The organism is Exiguobacterium sp. KJ 601 (assembly GCF_027161185.1).
GTDB classification, from domain to species: domain Bacteria; phylum Bacillota; class Bacilli; order Exiguobacteriales; family Exiguobacteriaceae; genus Exiguobacterium; species Exiguobacterium profundum.
On record NZ_JADHZG010000009.1, the window covers coordinates 1 to 18,343 of the forward strand.

Below are 18,343 nucleotides of genomic sequence, written 5' to 3' on the forward strand. Positions count from 1 at the left end.
GATACTAATCGGTCGAGGCTTTGATCTAGTCTAATGGTTTGTGTTGATGAATCCTCAGTTTTCAGGGAACAAGCCCTGTAGAGTCTGGTGGCGATAGCGAGACGGCCACACCCGTTCCCATGCCGAACACGGAAGTTAAGCGTCTCAGCGCCGAAAGTAGTTGGGGGATCTCCCCCTGTGAGGATAGGACGTTGCCAGGCAACAACGCAGGACGACCGAGCATACGCTCGGTCGTTTTTTTACGTTCATAATGAAATCGAACTTCATATTCTGCTCGTTCACACGATGAAATTCCGAACAATTTTAATGTTATTTAAGTTAATGAACACAATTCTGAACTTTCTGAACATCGGGAATTGAATTGCACTTTTACGTTATACCTGTTACCATTACAGAAATATTTCGAAACAAAGATGTAGGTAGAACGAGAAAGGGGCCATCAATTTTTATGTGGGAAAATAAGTTTGCAAAAGAAGGTTTAACATTTGATGATGTATTACTCGTACCACGGTTTTCAAATGTTTTACCACGTGACGTTGATTTAAGCACGAAGCTCTGTGAAGGACTCGAATTAAATATTCCGATCATCAGTGCCGGTATGGATACCGTTACTGAAGCCCCAATGGCGATTGCTATGGCCCGTCAAGGTGGTTTAGGTGTCATTCACAAGAATATGTCGATGGAAATGCAGGCTGAGCACGTCGATCGCGTAAAGCGCTCAGAAAATGGTGTCATCACAAACCCGTTCTATTTAACTCCAGACCGTCAAGTGTACGATGCAGAATACTTGATGAGTAAGTATCGTATTTCGGGCGTCCCAATCGTCAACTCAGAAGATGAACGTCAATTGATTGGTATTTTAACGAATCGTGATCTTCGCTTCATCAAAGACTATTCGACGGTAATCAAAGATGTCATGACGACAGAGAACCTCATCACAGCAAAAGTGGGTACATCGCTTGAAGAAGCCGAGCGTATCCTTCATCAACATCGCATCGAGAAACTTCCACTTGTCGATGAGAACGGTGTATTAAAAGGTCTCATTACGACGAAAGATATCGAAAAGGTCGAACAGTTCCCGAACGCAGCAAAAGATAAGCAAGGTCGTCTTCTTGTCGCAGCTGCAGTCGGTGTGACGAAAGACGCGGCTTCACGTGCTCAAGTGTTGGTTGAAGCAGGTGTGGATGCATTGGTTATCGATACGGCACACGGTCACTCAGCTGGCGTACTTGAAAAGGTTCGTGAGTTACGTGATATGTTCCCATCCCTTCCAATCATCGCAGGGAACGTGGCAACAGCAGAAGCGACGCGTGCATTGATTGAAGCAGGAGCATCCGTCATTAAAGTTGGGATTGGACCAGGCTCGATCTGTACGACACGTGTCGTCGCAGGTGTCGGTGTTCCGCAAATCACAGCAGTCTATGATTGCGTGATGGAAGCGAAAGAGCACGGTGTCTCAGTCATCGCTGACGGTGGAATTAAGTACTCTGGTGATATCGTCAAAGCCATCGCCGCTGGAGCCAATGCAGTCATGCTCGGAAGCTTGCTTGCGGGTGTGAAAGAGAGCCCAGGTGAAATGGAAATCTATCAAGGTCGTCAATTCAAGACATACCGTGGTATGGGATCAGAAGCATCGATGAAACGCGGAAGCCAAGATCGTTACTTCCAAGAAGCAGACAAAAAATTCGTTCCTGAAGGTATCGAAGGTCGCGTCGCGTATCGCGGTGAACTGGCTGACACGGTCTATCAATTGATCGGTGGTCTTCGTTCAGGTATGGGGTATTGCGGCGCTGCCGACATTCGTGCCCTTCGTGAAGATACACAGTTCATTCGTATGACAGGTGCTGGACTCCAAGAGAGCCACCCACACGATGTCAACATTACAAAAGAAGCACCAAACTATTCACGTTAATGAAAAAGCCGCCATCCTGTTCACTCAGGATGGCGGTTCTTTATTTGCGTTTCTCGACTAAAATGACGGTACCTCCCTGATCTTGAGCAGGAAGTGAGACGGTCACCTTCCCGTCTTTTTGAACAGTGTATGATTTGCCGCTATAGCGGTCAATCAAAATAGTCTTCGCCTTATACGACGTCTTAAATGAAACGGTTTGTGCTTTCTCTTTCGTGTTCAATCCGACGAGAACGGACTGTTTGCCGTAGGCCCGCTCAAAAATCGAGTAACCAGAATTGGCATTCACAGAGACGGATGATCGTGTTCCTTTACTGAATACGTGAGAATAGTCTGCACGGATATTCAATAGTTTTTGGTAATGCGTATGCATCGCTTTCCCTTCTCCTTTGACACGTGACCAGTCAAAGTCATAGCGGTTCTCATTGAACTCACCTTTATCCATATCCCCTGCATGTTTCCCAGATTGCCCGACTTCTTCTCCGTAATAGATGACCGGTTGACCTTTGGCCGTAATCTGAAGGGCGGCAGCGACCATTTGCTTACCTGTGTCTCCATCTGCGCGCGAGACGAGGAATCCATCTTCGTCGTGGCTACTTAAGAATTGTCCAAGCGTTGCTTCATTCGATAATTGGTTATTCCGATATTGGAGCGATTTTTCTACATCTTCAATGTTGCCGTTTACGAATCGCTCGGCCTGGTATTTAAAATCGAAGTCGAGCAAGGAATCCATTTGTCCACTCCGCAGATAACCGCCTGTATTGTTGATGCTGGCTCCATAGTGTTCGCCGATGAGTTTGAAATCTGGCTTGATTGTTGTCAGCTCATTTTTGAATGATTTCCACGTCGTTGAATCTACATGTTTGACCGTATCGACACGGAAATAGTCGATCGTATTTCCTTTTTTCGTTTTCGAACGTTTGATCCAATCCGTCTGCCATTTGACCAATTGCTCCCGCACGGCCGCTTCCTCGGTCTTGAAATCAGGAAGACCAGATAAGGACATTCTGAGGTCGTCCCCATCGACCGGATTCTCGCGAATCATGCCATCGAATACTTGTCGTTCTGCATCCGTCGGGAAATTCGTGACGGCTGAACTTGCACCTGGTTCCATGCCGTAGCCTGGATGGTTCAAGACGACATCGACCATAATTTTGATGCCACGCTTATGCGCCTCGTCAATCAATTTATGGAATGCGGCCATATCTCCAAGGTGTTCATCAAGTTTTTCAAAGTTTTTCGCCCAATATCCGTGATAGCCATATTGAGACCCATCTTTCCCATAACGCAAATCCCAATCGATGTTATCCACAATCGGTGTAATCCAGATTGTATTGATGCCTAAGTCATCTAAATAATCGAGTTTTTTTGTGACACCCGCAAAGTCTCCACCATGGTACGATTCCAGATGGTCTTTATCATAGTACTCACGGTTCGGATTATCATTGGACACGTCCCCGTTATAGAAGCGGTCGGTTAGCATGAAGTAGATTCGTGCCTCATCCCAATCAAATGCTTGTTTCTCTTTCATCGATTTCGGAACGACACGGATGGTGGTCTTCGAGCGATGGACATTTCCATACTGGTCGACGGCTGTGACAGAGAGCGTCTTGTTTCCTGGTTTGATCGTATCTTTCACCGCAATGGTTTGAGCATTCAATGCACGGTCGATGTGCAACTTAGCGGGTCCTCCGAGAGGTCGTGCATCGATATAGAGTTCACGAAGCGTCACTCCCTTCGGTAAGGTTGGTTTTACCCGTAGGACGGCATTTTCTCTGGAGCTAATCGCTTTTGGACTGACTGAAGAAGTGAGTTTGACGGTCGGTTGGCGATACTCGATTTGAGAAGCCTCAAAGTACGGATCCTTCACTTCAGTCGTCACCCCGTCTTTTGTGACGAGGTACGTGTAATCATGAACGCCTTCAGGCAAACGCACTGTGTGGCGGAACCATTCGTTTTCAGGCTCATACGTCATCGGATAAGTTTCATCATTGATTTTGAGTGCGACCTGTTCGATTTCATTCATTTTTCCGGATTCATAGAGTGCTACATCGCGGTAGAAGAAACTGATCCCGTCTGTACCGTACACTGGTCCGTTGACTGTCGGAACTTGATGGAACACACCTTTGCCGCTTTCGACGAGGACCTTCGTGACACGGTCTTCTCCGAGCGTGACGTATCTGTCTTCTCCGTATGCGTCCTTCACAGCCCAATCCGTTCCTTTTCGGATCACAAATCCGACTTTGGTGGCGTCTTGGCCAACGGGGATTCGGAAGATGGCTCCGTCCTCCGTGATGCGATACGGGTCAACTTGGCCGTCTTTTTTACCGGTGCTCCACGTCCACAAGTTCCAATCCGTATAATCTCCATCCGCGCGGACATACTTCATCTCGATATAACGAGTCGTTTCCCATGGATCGGCGAGCTTGGTTGCCGTTTTGAACGAAGTCGTCAAGGCAGGGAGTGACGTGTTGGAAATCGTCCCTGTCACCGCATCCGCTGGGATGGTCGCCGTATATGACGTGTCGAGTGCGAGTGCCTCTTTCGGCTGAAGTGTCACGGTCGAACCGTTCGTTGTCACGTCGACCGGGATTTTTGTCTCTCCTTGTTGAAGCGTGACTGCTTCAGTATCGAGACGGACAGGTTCGTTGAACGTCCATGTGATTGGGGTAGACACATCCACGTCGATCGAGGATGAAGCCGGGGTCACCGAAACGACCTCAAGCTGATCAATCGTCTCCACCCCATTTAACGTGAACGGGGCACTATATACGGATTGCGTCGACGGAGTAGCAGCGACGTTCCAGCTGTTCGCCAGTTGGTTGGCCGCGTTACTTGGAATCGTATCGAACGCACCATGCTCTCCTGCATTATTGCCGCTCAATACAGTCAAGGCACGAACTTGGTCTCCATTGTTTAGCCCGAGTAAGGATAATGGAATCTTTCCTTCGAATCCTTTCGTCCGGTCCACTGCGAAAGCCGCACCGTTCAATTGGTTCAATTGTAAGAGTGGGGTATCCTGTCCGGCCTTATAAAGGGCGGCCTCTTTGACTTTTTGATCGCCATCGACACGAACGAGAACATGATATTGAGGTGCCTTGTCGACGCCTGTAAAGTCGAATGGGTATCCGAGTGGATTTTCAGAGACGCCAGAATCTTCATCGTTAATTTGAAGGGCGATGTTAATGTATTGTCCGTTGTCGCCCCAATTCGGGACATTGTTCGCATCTACATAAAAATAAAGATGTTGAGCATCGTTTTGTATGTATAAATCACCGACATCAAATCCTTGCCAACCCGTAGCCGGGGAAGTCGCAAGGGCTGGGATCGAGCTCCAGTCTGTTTTCAATCCATCCATCGTCATCATGGTCGGTTCGGCCAATGCGTTCATCGGGACACCGGCTTGAATGAGTAATGCTCCGGAAAGGATCAGCGTTGAAGCCTGACGAGCGGTTGTTTTTTTCATGAGGCACCTCTTCCTGTCAAATGGATTTGCACACTTTTATGCAAACGTTTTCAAGAATAGTTTATCGGAACTTGAAAGCGCTAACAATATGTTTTTGAAAAAATAATAAACCGCCTCTCCTATTCTGAAAGGAGAAGCGGTCAAGAGGATGAGGCGACAAGCTTCCCTTTTACAATCAGGCGCTCTGTCGTATCGAACGTACACGTGATTAACGTGATGGTTGGGGTTGAGGTGACATCTAATACATCGACGCGTTCAGGAGAGACGGTTTCAAGCGAAGTGACTACATACTCGTACGTTTGCGTTTCATCTTGAAGGTAGATCGTGGCACCGACCTCGATTTCATGGAGCGGTCCGAATAGGGCAGTTGCTCGTTGTAGGTAGTGGCCGGCGAGCGCGTAGTTCCCTTTGCCCATCTCTTGTTCAGGATGCATCGTTCCGGTGCCTACCGCGAGACTTTCATTGTCCAAGCCTTTCATGATGGGAAGTTTCAGTGAGACATCGGGAATTGAAATCACGCCGATTGTCGGCAAATTATGAAACCGATTGCGCGCTTGTAGGACGTCCGATACAGAGAGCGGACTGACGGCTTTAAAATTATAACTTGGATCAAATTCGCTCTCTTCTTGAAATTCCATCTGTTCCACCACGTATTCACTCGTCGAACTAACAATGGCATTTTCCCAAATTGGACTCGTCAAAAAGAAGATGCCGCTCCCAATGAGTAAAAGTCCGATGAGCCACCGGATACGTCGATTCATGACTTCCCTCCTTTTGAAACTTCCCACGCAAGCATCAACTGAACGATCACGTCAGGTAAAGTCGACTCAGACAAATGCGCAAACCCGAACAGAAATTGCTTGTGGGAGTCCGGATGCACGATACGATAGTCGTTCATGGATTTAATGGCGATTCCGGCGGATTCGGCGGACCGCTTCAATTCTTGCTCTGTTCGCTCGGTCGCGATGGTCAACACGACGTGCAATCCGGCACTTGCTCCGGTCACGGTGACGGTCGGTTCGAATGGTCGGAAGGCGGAGAGGACACTTTCTAACTTACGACGGTATATTTTTCGCATCCGGTTCAAATGCTTCTCAAAGTCACCGCTCGACATGAATAAGGCCAACGTCTGTTGTTCGAACCGGGGAACGCTACAGGTGAAATACTGGTGTCGTTCCCGGTAACGGTTTAACAAGGGTGTCGGTAAGACCATATAGCCGATGCGTAAGGATGGCATGAGAGATTTTGAAAACGTACTGATATAGATAACCCGTTCGTTCGGGTCCATGCTCTGCAGTGACGGAATCGGCTTGCCGCTATAGCGAAACTCGCTGTCGTAATCGTCTTCGATGATATACGTCTGATGGACGAGTGCCCAATTTAACAAACGTTGCCTTCGACTGACAGACAGGACGGTCCCTGTCGGAAATTGATGAGCAGGTGTGACATATAGTGCATCGATTGCATGACGCTCGAGCTCATTCACACAAACACCACTATCGTCTACGGGAATAGGAATCGACGTGCGTCCTTGTTGTTCGAACAACAATCGCGTGAGCGGATAACCAGGGTCTTCGATCCCGAAGATAGACGAGTCCGGTAATAGATTCAAGAGTTGTGGCAACAGCTGTTCCGTACCGGACCCGACGATGATCTGTTCTGGTGAGCACTGTACGCCACGGGAGTGATAAAGATATGTGGCGATTTCTTGGCGTAATTCTAGATCTCCTTGAACAGAACCTAACGCAAGTAATTCATGATTCACGTCATCGACGACATGTTTGATGTGTCGCTTCCATCGTTCAAACGGGAAGGCAGTCGTGTCGATTTGACTCGGGGAAACATCATAATCATATGTCTTTCGCTGAGGGGCTGGTGTGATGGTACTACTCGAGCGCCGGACGTACAGTTCCTCTTGAGGTAACACATAAAATCCTTTTCGAGGAATGGACTCGATGTATCCTTCGGCGAGTAACTGGGCATACGCGAACTCGACCGTGGTCTGCGAGACATCTAAAAATTGAGAGAGCTTACGCTTTGAAGGTAATTTGGTTCCTGTCTTTAACGTATCGTCGAGGATGGCATCCCGAATGTGTTTATACAATTGCTCGTAAAGCGGGATGGACGATTCTTGATCAAGCGATAAGGTAAGCATATCCATGGTGTGACGTTCCTTTCTTTACGAACCAAAAAAGAAGTAGAGCATAAACCCAAGAATAATGATGAAAGAGACAATCCCGGGTGTCCCGAATGAGGCACGATGACCCCCATCAAACGAATCGCGGTTTAACATACGTACTCCTCCTTTATACTTCAACAGGTTCGTGATAGATGAAATAGAGTCCTTTATTTAAAACTGACCACTTTAAATAATGAGAAACTGGCACTTTTAATATAGTCAATTCAACTTATACTAGCAAGTAGAACACGAATCAATGGAGGGATTTCAATGGAAAAGAGACAAGTAGGGACAGATAAAGTAAAATGTGGGATGGCTGAAATGCAAAAAGGCGGCGTCATCATGGACGTCATCAACGCTGAACAGGCGAAAATCGCTGAAGCTGCCGGTGCTGTGGCTGTCATGGCGCTCGAACGTGTACCATCAGATATCCGTAAAATGGGTGGCGTTGCCCGTATGGCTGACCCGACAATCATCGAAGACGTCATGGGGGCAGTATCTGTGCCGGTTATGGCAAAATGCCGGATCGGGCATATCGCTGAAGCACGTGTCCTCGAGTCGATGGGGGTCGACTTCATTGACGAGAGTGAAGTGTTGACACCAGCCGACGAAGAGTTCCACTTGTACAAGCGCGACTATACGGCGCCGTTCGTATGTGGAGCACGTGACCTCGGTGAAGCAGCCCGCCGTATCGGTGAAGGGGCAGCGATGATTCGTACAAAAGGGGAGCCGGGAACAGGGAACATCGTCGAAGCGGTTCGTCATATGCGTACAGTCCAAGCTCAAGTGAAACGTCTCTTGTCGATGAGCGTAGATGAGGTCATGACAGAGGCGCGCGACCTCGGTGCACCGTTTGAAGTATTGATGCAAATCCGTGAAGCGGGCCGTCTGCCGGTCGTAAACTTCGCAGCAGGTGGAATCGCGACACCAGCGGATGCTGCCTTGATGATGCACCTCGGGGCAGATGGAGTCTTTGTCGGATCTGGTATTTTCAAAGCGGAGAACCCAGAAAAATTTGCACGTGCCATTGTAGAAGCAACAACGTATCACGATGACTATGAGCGAATCGCACACTTGTCAAAAGGATTGGGTGAGGCGATGAAAGGACTCGACGTCCGCACACTCAAAGAAGAAGAACTCATGGCACCACGAGGCTGGTAAGATGGTAACGATTGGCGTATTAGGAATGCAAGGTGCGATTCGTGAGCATGTTCGCATGCTGGAAGCGCTCGGTGCTCGAACCGTTGTCGTTCGCTCGGTAGAAGACTTGGAGTCAATTGACGGACTCGTGTTACCAGGTGGAGAGAGCACGGCAATGCGTCGACTACTCGATCGTTATGGATTACTTGAACCACTTCGAGAGACGGAAACGTTACCAATGTTCGGCACATGTGCCGGCATGATTCTTCTCGCGAACGAAGTCGAAGGGTATGACGCCCACTTGAAGAAAATCCCGATGACAGTGAAACGCAATGCGTTCGGACGTCAGGTCGACAGTTTTGAAGTCGACCTTCCAGTGAAAGGAATCGATGAGCCAGTCGAAGCGGTCTTTATTCGTGCCCCACAAGTGGCACGTGTCGAACCGGAAGTAGATGTGCTCGCTGAAGTGGAGGAAGCGATTGTGGCGGTCCGTTACAATCAGTATCTGGCTTGCTCGTTCCATCCCGAATTGACGGATGACCTCTCGTTACATCGCTATTTTATCGAGATGGTCAAAGCGAATCAGAGTCAACATGTATAAGTTTGAGGGACCTCGCAAAAAGGGGGTCCTTCAAACTTATTTTTTGTTACACTGAACAAAGAAGCGTACAGAAAGGGGAAACGATGTGAAGGCCCGTTATTTCATCATATTGCTCACTGTCGTATTCGTCATACAGACCATGTTGCCATCGGCTGCCTCTGCGGCCGCTCCGAAAGTGGATGCAGCAAGCGCGATGCTTGTAGACGTGACGACAGGACAAGTTCTATTTGCCAAACAAGAAGATTCGATGCTTCAGCCGGCTTCAATCACGAAGCTGATGACTGCATTTTTGACGCGTGAGGCGATTCAGGCAGGGAAACTCAGTTGGACACAAGAAATCACACCGAGCGATGCTGCTTTGGCGTTGACGAGAAAGCCGGGGTTGGCACGAATCCCGCTGTTAAATAAACCATATACCGTCAAAGAATTATACGATGCCGCGTTGATTCGTTCAGCGAATGAAGCGGCCGTAACGCTCGGGGAGGCCGTATCCGGTTCGGAAGAGGCATTCGTCAAAGAGATGAATCGCCGGGCTGATGAATTAGGGATGACGCAAACGACGTTCGCGAACGCCTCAGGACTCGATTCTGAATCCGCTGGCCTACCGGGAGACAACTTGACGTCTGCTAAGGACTTGATGAAGCTCGCGATCGTGTATTTGACGACGTATCCGGAAGTGCTCGACGTGACGAAGCGGGCATACGTGGACGTCGACGGTGTTCGATTTGATGCGACGAATCGCATGCTCGCTAATCGTGACCTCGCTTATCCGGGAATGCTCGGCTTCAAGACAGGCACGACGAATGAGGCGGGATATTGTTTCATCGGCGTATCCACACGGGATGGGCGTACCGTTTTGTCGGTCGTCCTCGGTGCAACATCGGACGAGGGACGTTATGCAGCAACGAAAGCGCTACATGGTTATGCTTATGCGGATTTCGTGATGACCCCAATCTTGCGGATGGGGGAGACAATCTCCAAGATGGCAACGGTCTCTCAAGGCGAGGAAGAGCAAGTCGCGGTCCGAACGACGAACGACTTTGAAGTATTAGTCGAAAAAGGAAAACCCGTACCGGAGCCCGAATATGATCTGCTTGATTTAGAGGCTCCGATTAAGGCTGACACACAGGCAGGCATGGTCACCATCGATTCTTCGGAGAACGTACGCTATTTAGAGGGAGAGGCTCCTCCTAAGATGGCACTTGTTACAGCGGAGTCGGTCGATACCGCCTCGTTCTTGACGAGAATAACGCGAGCTTTTTTGGATTTCCTCGATCAAATCCGCCTCGCACTTGGAAAAATCAGTCTTGTCGAACAAGTTGAGATGTTGTAAAGTAAGATTAATTCAATGACAGATGCGATGATGAGAATAAGTACGTTACGTACGTCTACTGACAGAGAGCTAGTGGTTGGTGCAAACTAGTGAGATGACGTGACCGAATCGGCCTCGGAGCATTGACTTGGAAACAAGTCACGTTCGCACACGTTACGTGCATCGAGTGGCTCAAACATTTGGGCAACGAGGGTGGCAACGCGGATCCAAGGTGGTTCGTCCCTTTCCTACGGGAAAGGGACGTGCCACCTTTTTTATATGAAAAAGGAGGAATAGCAATGTTAGACATTAAACGTTTGCGACAGGATTTTGAAGGGATTAAAGAAAAGTTAGCTCACCGGGGGGAAGACTTGAGTGCACTTGACCGCTTCCCACAACTAGAGGAGAAACGTCGTGACTTGATCAACGAAGTCGAAGTGAAGAAAGCGAAGCGCAACGAAGCGACAAAACAAATCGCTGAATTGAAGCGGAACAAAGAAGATGCCGAAGGTCCGATTTTAGAGACACGTCGCCTCGGCGATGAAATCAAACTGTTGGACGAAGAGTTACGCGAAGTTGAAGCAGAACTCAACTTGATTTTACTCAGCATCCCAAATATCCCGCACGAATCAACACCAATCGGCGAAACGGAAGACGACAACGTGACGATTCGCGAAATCGGGACAAAGCCTGAGTTTGATTTCGAGCCTAAGCAACATTGGGACGTGATGGAAGACCTTCAAATCGTCGATGTCGAGCGCGCTGGAAAAGTAACAGGTAGCCGCTTCGTCTTCTATAAAGGATTAGGCGCTCGCTTAGAACGTGCCCTCATCAACTTTATGATGGACCTTCATTCAGATGAGCATGGGTACGCTGAAGTGTTACCTCCTTACATGGTCAATCGAGATTCGATGACAGGAACGGGTCAGCTTCCTAAATTTGAAGAGGATGCATTTAAAGTAGCGGATACGAACTACTTCCTCGTTCCGACTGCTGAAGTACCGGTCACGAACATGCACCGTGAAGAAATTCTTCCGGAAACACAACTTCCAATCGCGTATACTGCATATAGTGCAAACTTCCGTTCTGAAGCTGGGTCAGCGGGACGTGACACGCGTGGGTTGATCCGTCAGCACCAATTCAATAAAGTCGAGCTCGTCCGCTTCGTAAAACCGGAAGAGTCTTATGAGCAATTGGAACTGTTGACAGGTCATGCTGAAGAAGTCTTAAAACGTCTAGGCCTTCCTTATCAAGTGCTCAGCATGTGTACGGCAGATCTCGGATTCACTGCCGCGAAAAAATACGATATTGAAGTATGGATGCCGGCACAAGGGGTCTATCGTGAAATCTCGTCTTGCTCAAACTTTGAAGATTTCCAAGCGCGTCGTGCGGGAATTCGTTTCCGTCGTGACGCCAATGCGAAACCTGAGTTTGTGCATACGTTGAACGGTTCAGGTTTGGCGGTCGGACGAACGGTCGCAGCGATTCTTGAAAATTATCAACAAGCGGATGGATCGGTCGTGATTCCAGAAGTTCTTCGTCCTTACATGGGTGGAAAAGAAAAGATTGAAATGCCGAACTAAACGCTTGAGCAGCCTCGATTTTGAGGCTGCTCAATTTTTTTAATGTTTTTTCACAAAAGGGTTTGACATCTGTCTCTTCAGTTGGTACTATAAATCATGTCGAGCGACACTGTTGCTCACGAATTGCATATGAGCTTTGGAGGTGTACCCAAGTGGTTTAAGGGAACGGTCTTGAAAACCGTCAGGGGTGTAACAGCCTGCGTGGGTTCGAATCCCACCACCTCCTCCATTTCTTTTTTGGAGGCTCACACAACTTTATATCTTTTGGAGGTGTACCCAAGTGGTTTAAGGGAACGGTCTTGAAAACCGTCAGGGGTGTAATAGCCTGCGTGGGTTCGAATCCCACCACCTCCTCCACTTTCTTTTTTTTACACTTTTTTAGGCCTGGAGTTGTACCCAAGTCCGGCTGAAGGGGACGGACTCGAAATCCGTTAGGAGTCGCAAGGCTCGCGTGGGTTCGAATCCCACCAACTCCGCTTTCAATCGGGCATCTGCAGAGGCAGATGCATTTTTTGTATCCACAGACATAAGCGCTGTGGATTTTTTTATGCACAAAAAGAAGGATTACGCTTTCGTTGGCGCAATCCTTCTATTGATTATCTCACTTTTGCTTCGCGTGCAATCGTGAGTTGCTTTTCAATTTTCTCAAGAATGAGTTCGACTGAATCTGGGTCGTTGATGAGGTCATACTCTTCGATCGAGAGACGCAATACCGGGCACAGGTTGAAGTTGTTGATCCATTCTGTGTAGCGGGTGTACATCTCTTCCCAATAAGCGATTGGTGTTTGCTGTTCCATCTCGCGACCGCGCATCTGAATGCGTTCGAGTACTTGTTCGAACGAACCTTCAAGATAGATTAATAGATCCGGGTGCGGGAAGAACGGTGTCAACACCATTGCCTCGAACAAACTAGAATACGTTTCGTAGTCTGTTGGTGACATCGTCCCTTTTTCATAGTGCATCTTGGCGAAGATGCCTGTATCTTCATAGATTGAACGATCTTGGATGAAGCCGCCACCGTATTGGAAGATTTTCTTCTGTTCTTTAAAACGTTCTGCCAAGAAGTAAATTTGAAGATGGAAGCTCCAACGTTCGAAATCATGATAGAATTTATCGAGGTAAGGGTTGGTATCTACTTTTTCGAGAGACGTTCGGAAATTCAATGCATCGGCTAACGAATTGGTGATCGTTGATTTCCCGATCCCGACCATTCCCCCGATTGTAATGATTGTATCGTTCGGGATGTTATATTTATCAATCAGCTTCATTTTATTTGGGCTCCTTTAGTTAATTCTAATTCACGCTCAATCGTTTTTAGGACATGAGTCAAGTCGTCCGGATTGTGTACAAAGTCGAGTTCATCCCCACTGAACGAGAGAATCTTCACTTCTGGATGGGCCGCGCGATACGATTCAACAAACGTCTCATAGTCGTGAGCAAGTTGTTCGAGGTAATCACGAGACATATTTTCTTCCACTTCACGTCCACGCAAGGCGACTCGTTTCATTAATGTCTCAATGCTGGCATGTAAGTAAATGACGACATCAGGTTTCGGCATATCATGTGTCAAAATCTTATAAATCTGCTCGTACTTGTTCAAATGTGCCGGTTTCAGCGAACGGTGAGCAAAAATCAAGTTTTTGAAAATATGATAGTCCGAAACGACGGATTGTTGCTGACTCAAGTGGTGTTTGTGAATATCATCCAACTGCTTGAATCGATTGCACAAGAAGAACATTTCCGTTTGGAAACTCCATTCTTCGATATCTTCATAAAACTTGCCGAGAAATGGGTTCTCTTCTACAATTTCATTCAGCATCTGCATCGAGAAATGCTGACTGATGATATGGGCCAGTGATGTTTTCCCGACACCAATCGGTCCTTCTACCGTTATAAACATATGATGTCATCCTCCATTATCCAAAGTGCAAGTTCCATTCTAGCACACAATACGAGCGATATGGCGAGGGATTTGATTTTCATTTTTTTTCATAGTTTTAAATAAGAAATGAGGTGAATCGATGGAACGTGATGAGCGATTTATGCAGTTGGCCATCGAAGAAGCGAAGAAAGCAGAAGCCATTGGCGAGGTGCCGATTGGTTGTGTAATCGTAAAGGGAGACCAGGTGATTGCAACTGGGCACAATCGTCGTGAGACAGATCGTCTGGCGGCAGCACACGCCGAAATGATTGCGATTGAAACGGCTAATGAAATGTTAGGGAATTGGCGATTAGAAGACTGCGAACTATACGTTACCCTTGAACCGTGTCCGATGTGTGCGGGCGCAATCGTGTTGTCTCGCGTGAAACGTGTCATTTTCGGTGCCCACGACCCGAAAGGTGGATGTTGCGGGACATTGATGAACTTGGTGCAGGATGAGCGATTCAATCACCAAGCTGAAGTGACAGAAAATGTTTTAGCAGAAGAATGTGGACAGCTCCTGACAGATTTCTTCCGAGCGCTTCGGGAAAGGAAGAAACAAGACCGACTCAATCAGAGAGGTTGCAACCCAACCGATTAAACAGTATAATGTAATAGCACTCGAGATAGTGCCTAATTTCATTTACCCATTTGCCGTGCTAGGTGGGGAGGTAGCGGTGCCCTGTCACTCGCAATCCGCTGTAGCGAGACTGAATCCCGATTCGAGGGAGTGCGCTGGTGTGGTCTGCCTTATGTAAGTGGCGTTGACGTCTGAGTCCTGCGCAACGGTCACCCATGAACCAGGTCAGGTCCGGAAGGAAGCAGCCTTAAGTGGTGACGTACCGTGTGCCGCAGGGGTGCTTGGGCTGAGCAAACTGCATGAGTAACGCATGTTGACGTGCTTTCAGAAATCGGTGCGCGGCAGATTTATTTTATAACTTCAATCTATGGCCCCCGGGCTGTAGATTTTTTTGTATGATGAGATAGAGAAGAACAGTAGGGAAGGAGGCGAACTCATGGCGTATCAAGCGTTATATCGTGTATATAGACCTCAATCGTTTCAAGAGGTCGTCGGTCAAGTCCATATCACACGTACGATTCAAAATGCTCTGTTAGAGGAGCGGATGTCACATGCGTACCTATTTTCCGGCCCACGTGGAACGGGGAAGACGAGTTTGGCGAAAATCATCGCCAAGGCAATCAACTGTGAAAGTGCGCCGACACGTGAACCATGTAACACCTGTCCGACGTGTATCGCCATCACGGAAGGGACAAGTCCCGACGTGTTTGAAATTGATGCCGCATCGAACAACGGAGTTGACGAAATTCGGGAGATTCGAGACAAAGTCAAATATCCGCCGTCCCAAGGGCGTTACAAAGTATACATCATTGATGAAGTGCATATGTTATCGACCGGTGCATTCAACGCGTTGTTAAAGACGCTTGAGGAACCACCGGCACATGCGATATTCATCTTGGCTACAACAGAACCACATAAAATTCCGGCCACGATCATTTCCCGCTGTCAGCGATTCGATGTCAAACGACATGAAGTGAGTCAATTGCAAACGCGGATGGCCTATATTTTGAACGACCAAGACCATGACTACGATCCGGAAGCGTTGAAACTCATCGCACGTGCTGCCGATGGCGGGATGCGAGATGCCCTTAGCTTACTTGATCAGGCGCTCGCATTCAGTGATGGGCGGTTGACGGAAGAAGCGGTGTTAGAAGTCACGGGTGCCGTGACGGATGAAACGTTGCTCGACATGGCGTATGGTCTCCAGCGAAAAGAGTTAAATGCCATTTTGAGTACGCTTGAATTGATGTTACGTGAAGGGAAGGACTTGAAACGTTTCATCGAAGATTTAGTGTTCGTTCATCGGGATGCGTTACTCTTGAAAGCATCTCCACAAGCAGCTGACTTATTGGAACGTGCTCGTCCGACTGACGAGTTTCGTCAGTTCGTCGAAGCGACTTCAACGGATGAATTGTTCCAAGTGATTGAAGAGCTCAATGATTGCCAACAGCAGATGAGGTTATCTAACCATCCGAAAGTGTTGGTGGAGTTAACATTCATCCGGATCGCGGAACAAGGCCGTACAATTAGTGAGCAAATGACACAACTACAAGATCAAGTGCGTGAACTGAGCCGTGAATTAAATGAAGTGAAGAAGAATGGTGTTGTCGTGACAGGTGGAGAAGCAGAAAAGCCGAAGCCTGCTCCGAAACGGACACAAATCCGGGTGCCTAAAGAACGGATTCGCCAACTCTTGCAACGGGCCGAACGGCAGCATTTGAATGCGATTCGCGACAGCTGGGGAGATATCATGACGAATATTCGGATACAAGATGGTCCGATTTTCGCTCTCTTCTATGAAAGTGAAGCTGTCCTTTGTGCAAGTGACACCTTACTGGTACAATTTAAAGATGGAATGACATGGCACTATGAACAAGTGAGTTCAAATGGTCGTACGCGCGATGTGATTGAACAGGCGTTATTCGAAGTGACGGGGATTCGTCGCGAAATCATGGCGGTGCTTGAGACGGATTGGAATGAACTAAAAAATGAGTTCATCCTTCAAAAACAAGCAGAACGAACGGAACAAGTCGAAGAGCCGGAAACCGAGGATCCGCTAGTTGCGCAGGCGATGGAACGTTTTGGCGATGTCGTTGAAATCGAAGAAACATAAGGGAGGCGCTCTGAATGCGTGGAATGGGAAACATGAACAACATGATGAAACAGATGCAAAAGATGCAAAAAGATATGGCGAAAGCTCAAGAGGAATTAAAAGAGTTATCGGTTGAAGGAACAGCGGGAGGCGGCATGGTGAAAGTTGTCGTCAGCGGTCATAAAGAAGTTTTAGACGTCATTATTGCTGAAGACGTTGTCGATCCGGACGATGTGGATATGTTACAAGATCTCGTCTTAGCAGCAATCAATGATGCAATGAAACAAGCGGATCAGCTTGTGAATGATAAGATGGGACGTTTCACACAAGGGATGAACCTCCCAGGCTTTTAAGTGAAGAAAGGATCGATGCGAGTTGCAATACCCTGAAGCCATTGGACGATTGATTGAGAGTTTTACGAAGTTACCTGGGATTGGACCGAAAACTGCGGTACGTTTAGCATTCCATGTATTAGATATGGAAGAAGACGATGTGTTGACGTTCGCGAAATCTCTCGTGAGTGCGAAGCGTGACATAAAGTATTGTACCGTGTGTGGCCACATCACAGATATTGATCCGTGTGCAATCTGCAAAGACTCACATCGGGATGAAACGGTGGTTTGTGTGGTTCAAGACTCAAGAGACGTGATTGCTATGGAGAAGATGCGGGAATACAGAGGGAAGTATCATGTTCTTCATGGAGCCATTAGTCCAATGGAAGGGATTGGTCCAGAGGATATTAATGTTTCAAGTTTGCTGACACGTTTACAAGAGAACGAGTCGATTCAAGAAGTGATTTTAGCGACCAACCCGAACATTGAAGGGGAAGCGACTTCGATGTATTTATCGAGACTACTCAAACCGACGGGAATTCGCGTGACGCGTCTTGCCCATGGTTTACCAGTCGGTGGAGATTTGGAGTATGCGGATGAAGTGACATTATCTCGGGCGATGGAAGGTAGAAGAGAGCTATGAAATGGTTTCGTAAGTCGTTAAGAGATGATTATGATCAACGACTACTGACTGAGTTGCTAGAAGCTAAGGTTAAGTTTGAATCGAAACGTCGGATTCTTGAAGTCAGCATAGAGGACACGGGAGAGCTAGCTGCTCAAGTGAAGCAAGCGGAAGCTCTCTACTTCTTCTATTTGAAAGAAGCAAAGAAGCGAAATGTTTCGTTATCGTCTCTTCGTTCTTAAGGCGACGCCGATGGCGCGCCTTCTTTATTTTTAGTCCTATATAATGAAAGAAAAAAATCGTTTTGGTTGAACAAATGAAGTTTTTATATATTTCTCTAATCTTTTTAACAAAAAGGGTTGCGTGGTTATTATTTTACTGATATATTAATAGACGTCGCCGAGATAAGCGACGAAGAAAACAAAAAATATTTTTAAAAAGTGGTTGACCTTTTGTTCTCCACTTGGTAAGATATTTAAGTCGCCAAGAGCGGCAGACGAACTTTGAAAACTGAACGATGAGGCAAAAAAAGTTTTACAATTTTTGAATGAAGCGCAAGCTTCGTCAATTTAAGAGCTATATCAAATTCTTTGGAGAGTTTGATCC

Annotated in this window: 15 protein-coding genes, 3 tRNA genes, 1 rRNA gene, 1 other RNA gene and 1 other annotated feature; of the genes, 15 read left to right on the plus strand and 5 right to left on the minus strand. The window is 47.5% G+C overall.

Annotation, left to right across the window (positions count from 1 at the left end):
* The first annotated feature begins 83 nt into the window (after nucleotides 1-83).
* A 5S ribosomal RNA gene (rrf, locus tag IRJ25_RS14895) occupies nucleotides 84-200 on the plus strand.
* Nucleotides 201-448: 248 nt separating this feature from the next.
* Entirely contained in the window at nucleotides 449-1,912 is a 1,464-nt protein-coding gene (gene guaB / locus IRJ25_RS14900; protein ID WP_074035270.1) for an IMP dehydrogenase, read from the plus strand.
* 40 nt (nucleotides 1,913-1,952) lie between these two features.
* Here guaB and IRJ25_RS14905 read toward each other — a convergent pair whose 3' ends face one another.
* The 3 genes from IRJ25_RS14905 to pdxR all read right to left on the minus strand — a co-directional run bounded on the left by IRJ25_RS14905 (nucleotide 1,953) and on the right by pdxR (nucleotide 7,536).
* On the minus strand, nucleotides 1,953-5,375 hold the full coding sequence (locus IRJ25_RS14905; RefSeq protein WP_264093418.1) for an alpha-amylase family glycosyl hydrolase: 3,423 nt from the start codon (nucleotides 5,373-5,375) through the stop codon (nucleotides 1,953-1,955).
* Nucleotides 5,376-5,515: 140 nt separating this feature from the next.
* The gene (locus IRJ25_RS14910) at nucleotides 5,516-6,136 is read right to left on the minus strand and encodes a class A sortase (protein WP_269318579.1); all 621 of its coding nucleotides are present in this window, start codon (nucleotides 6,134-6,136) and stop codon (nucleotides 5,516-5,518) included.
* The gene (gene pdxR, locus IRJ25_RS14915) at nucleotides 6,133-7,536 is read right to left on the minus strand and encodes a MocR-like pyridoxine biosynthesis transcription factor PdxR (RefSeq protein WP_159563186.1); all 1,404 of its coding nucleotides are present in this window, start codon (nucleotides 7,534-7,536) and stop codon (nucleotides 6,133-6,135) included. Before pdxR ends, IRJ25_RS14910 begins: the two co-directional genes overlap by 4 nt.
* Nucleotides 7,537-7,824: 288 nt before the next feature.
* Between pdxR and pdxS the strand changes: the two genes are divergently transcribed.
* The 7 genes from pdxS (at nucleotide 7,825) to IRJ25_RS14950 (ending at nucleotide 12,666) form a co-directional block, all read left to right on the plus strand.
* Nucleotides 7,825-8,715, plus strand: coding sequence for a pyridoxal 5'-phosphate synthase lyase subunit PdxS (gene pdxS, locus IRJ25_RS14920; RefSeq protein WP_269318580.1), 891 nt, complete (start codon nucleotides 7,825-7,827; stop codon nucleotides 8,713-8,715).
* Between the two features lies 1 nt (nucleotide 8,716).
* The gene (pdxT, locus tag IRJ25_RS14925) at nucleotides 8,717-9,295 is read left to right on the plus strand and encodes a pyridoxal 5'-phosphate synthase glutaminase subunit PdxT (protein ID WP_074035275.1); all 579 of its coding nucleotides are present in this window, start codon (nucleotides 8,717-8,719) and stop codon (nucleotides 9,293-9,295) included.
* 85 nt (nucleotides 9,296-9,380) lie between these two features.
* Nucleotides 9,381-10,628: a D-alanyl-D-alanine carboxypeptidase family protein gene (locus IRJ25_RS14930; protein WP_269318581.1), complete on the plus strand. Its 1,248-nt coding sequence runs from the start codon at nucleotides 9,381-9,383 to the stop codon at nucleotides 10,626-10,628.
* Between the two features lie 18 nt (nucleotides 10,629-10,646).
* Nucleotides 10,647-10,855: a binding site (T-box leader), on the plus strand.
* Between the two features lie 51 nt (nucleotides 10,856-10,906).
* Nucleotides 10,907-12,190, plus strand: a complete 1,284-nt coding sequence (serS, locus tag IRJ25_RS14935; protein ID WP_012727759.1) for a serine--tRNA ligase — start codon at nucleotides 10,907-10,909, stop codon at nucleotides 12,188-12,190.
* Between the two features lie 138 nt (nucleotides 12,191-12,328).
* Nucleotides 12,329-12,419, plus strand: a tRNA-Ser gene (locus IRJ25_RS14940).
* Between the two features lie 37 nt (nucleotides 12,420-12,456).
* Nucleotides 12,457-12,547: transfer RNA gene (locus IRJ25_RS14945), tRNA-Ser, on the plus strand.
* Nucleotides 12,548-12,576: 29 nt separating this feature from the next.
* Nucleotides 12,577-12,666, plus strand: a tRNA-Ser gene (locus IRJ25_RS14950).
* Between the two features lie 120 nt (nucleotides 12,667-12,786).
* On the opposite strand, the gene IRJ25_RS14955 is transcribed toward IRJ25_RS14950, so the two are convergent.
* The gene (locus IRJ25_RS14955; protein WP_074035276.1) at nucleotides 12,787-13,458 is read right to left on the minus strand and encodes a deoxynucleoside kinase; all 672 of its coding nucleotides are present in this window, start codon (nucleotides 13,456-13,458) and stop codon (nucleotides 12,787-12,789) included.
* Entirely contained in the window at nucleotides 13,455-14,090 is a 636-nt protein-coding gene (locus tag IRJ25_RS14960) for a deoxynucleoside kinase (protein ID WP_012727757.1), read from the minus strand. The genes IRJ25_RS14955 and IRJ25_RS14960 overlap by 4 nt, the downstream gene beginning before the upstream one ends.
* A 121-nt stretch (nucleotides 14,091-14,211) precedes the next feature.
* On the opposite strand from IRJ25_RS14960, the gene tadA reads away from it, so the two are divergent.
* The 6 genes from tadA to IRJ25_RS14990 all read left to right on the plus strand — a co-directional run bounded on the left by tadA (nucleotide 14,212) and on the right by IRJ25_RS14990 (nucleotide 17,979).
* Entirely contained in the window at nucleotides 14,212-14,712 is a 501-nt protein-coding gene (gene tadA / locus IRJ25_RS14965; protein ID WP_159563183.1) for a tRNA adenosine(34) deaminase TadA, read from the plus strand.
* A 53-nt stretch (nucleotides 14,713-14,765) separates the two neighbouring features.
* An RNA gene (ffs, locus tag IRJ25_RS14970) (signal recognition particle sRNA large type) lies at nucleotides 14,766-15,033 on the plus strand.
* 94 nt (nucleotides 15,034-15,127) lie between these two features.
* Entirely contained in the window at nucleotides 15,128-16,804 is a 1,677-nt protein-coding gene (gene dnaX, locus IRJ25_RS14975) for a DNA polymerase III subunit gamma/tau (RefSeq protein ID WP_031424060.1), read from the plus strand.
* Nucleotides 16,805-16,818: 14 nt separating this feature from the next.
* Nucleotides 16,819-17,136: a YbaB/EbfC family nucleoid-associated protein gene (locus IRJ25_RS14980; RefSeq protein ID WP_012727754.1), complete on the plus strand. Its 318-nt coding sequence runs from the start codon at nucleotides 16,819-16,821 to the stop codon at nucleotides 17,134-17,136.
* Nucleotides 17,137-17,158: 22 nt separating this feature from the next.
* A complete protein-coding gene (gene recR / locus IRJ25_RS14985) occupies nucleotides 17,159-17,758 on the plus strand; it encodes a recombination mediator RecR (RefSeq protein WP_012727753.1) in 600 nt (199 codons plus the stop codon).
* Entirely contained in the window at nucleotides 17,755-17,979 is a 225-nt protein-coding gene (locus IRJ25_RS14990; protein ID WP_214785167.1) for a YaaL family protein, read from the plus strand. The genes recR and IRJ25_RS14990 overlap by 4 nt, the downstream gene beginning before the upstream one ends.
* Nucleotides 17,980-18,343 lie beyond the last annotated feature (364 nt).

Coding starts and splice junctions, on each gene's coding strand:
- serS (WP_012727759.1), top strand. CDS start 10,907: ATGTTAGACATTAAACGTTTGCGACAGGATTTTGAAGGGATTAAAGAA.
- IRJ25_RS14955 (WP_074035276.1), bottom strand. CDS start 13,458: ATGAAGCTGATTGATAAATATAACATCCCGAACGATACAATCATTACA.
- IRJ25_RS14980 (WP_012727754.1), top strand. CDS start 16,819: ATGCGTGGAATGGGAAACATGAACAACATGATGAAACAGATGCAAAAG.
- pdxR (WP_159563186.1), bottom strand. CDS start 7,536: ATGGATATGCTTACCTTATCGCTTGATCAAGAATCGTCCATCCCGCTT.
- IRJ25_RS14960 (WP_012727757.1), bottom strand. CDS start 14,090: ATGTTTATAACGGTAGAAGGACCGATTGGTGTCGGGAAAACATCACTG.
- IRJ25_RS14910 (WP_269318579.1), bottom strand. CDS start 6,136: ATGAATCGACGTATCCGGTGGCTCATCGGACTTTTACTCATTGGGAGC.
- IRJ25_RS14905 (WP_264093418.1), bottom strand. CDS start 5,375: ATGAAAAAAACAACCGCTCGTCAGGCTTCAACGCTGATCCTTTCCGGA.
- guaB (WP_074035270.1), top strand. CDS start 449: ATGTGGGAAAATAAGTTTGCAAAAGAAGGTTTAACATTTGATGATGTA.
- pdxS (WP_269318580.1), top strand. CDS start 7,825: ATGGAAAAGAGACAAGTAGGGACAGATAAAGTAAAATGTGGGATGGCT.
- dnaX (WP_031424060.1), top strand. CDS start 15,128: ATGGCGTATCAAGCGTTATATCGTGTATATAGACCTCAATCGTTTCAA.
- pdxT (WP_074035275.1), top strand. CDS start 8,717: ATGGTAACGATTGGCGTATTAGGAATGCAAGGTGCGATTCGTGAGCAT.
- IRJ25_RS14990 (WP_214785167.1), top strand. CDS start 17,755: ATGAAATGGTTTCGTAAGTCGTTAAGAGATGATTATGATCAACGACTA.
- tadA (WP_159563183.1), top strand. CDS start 14,212: ATGGAACGTGATGAGCGATTTATGCAGTTGGCCATCGAAGAAGCGAAG.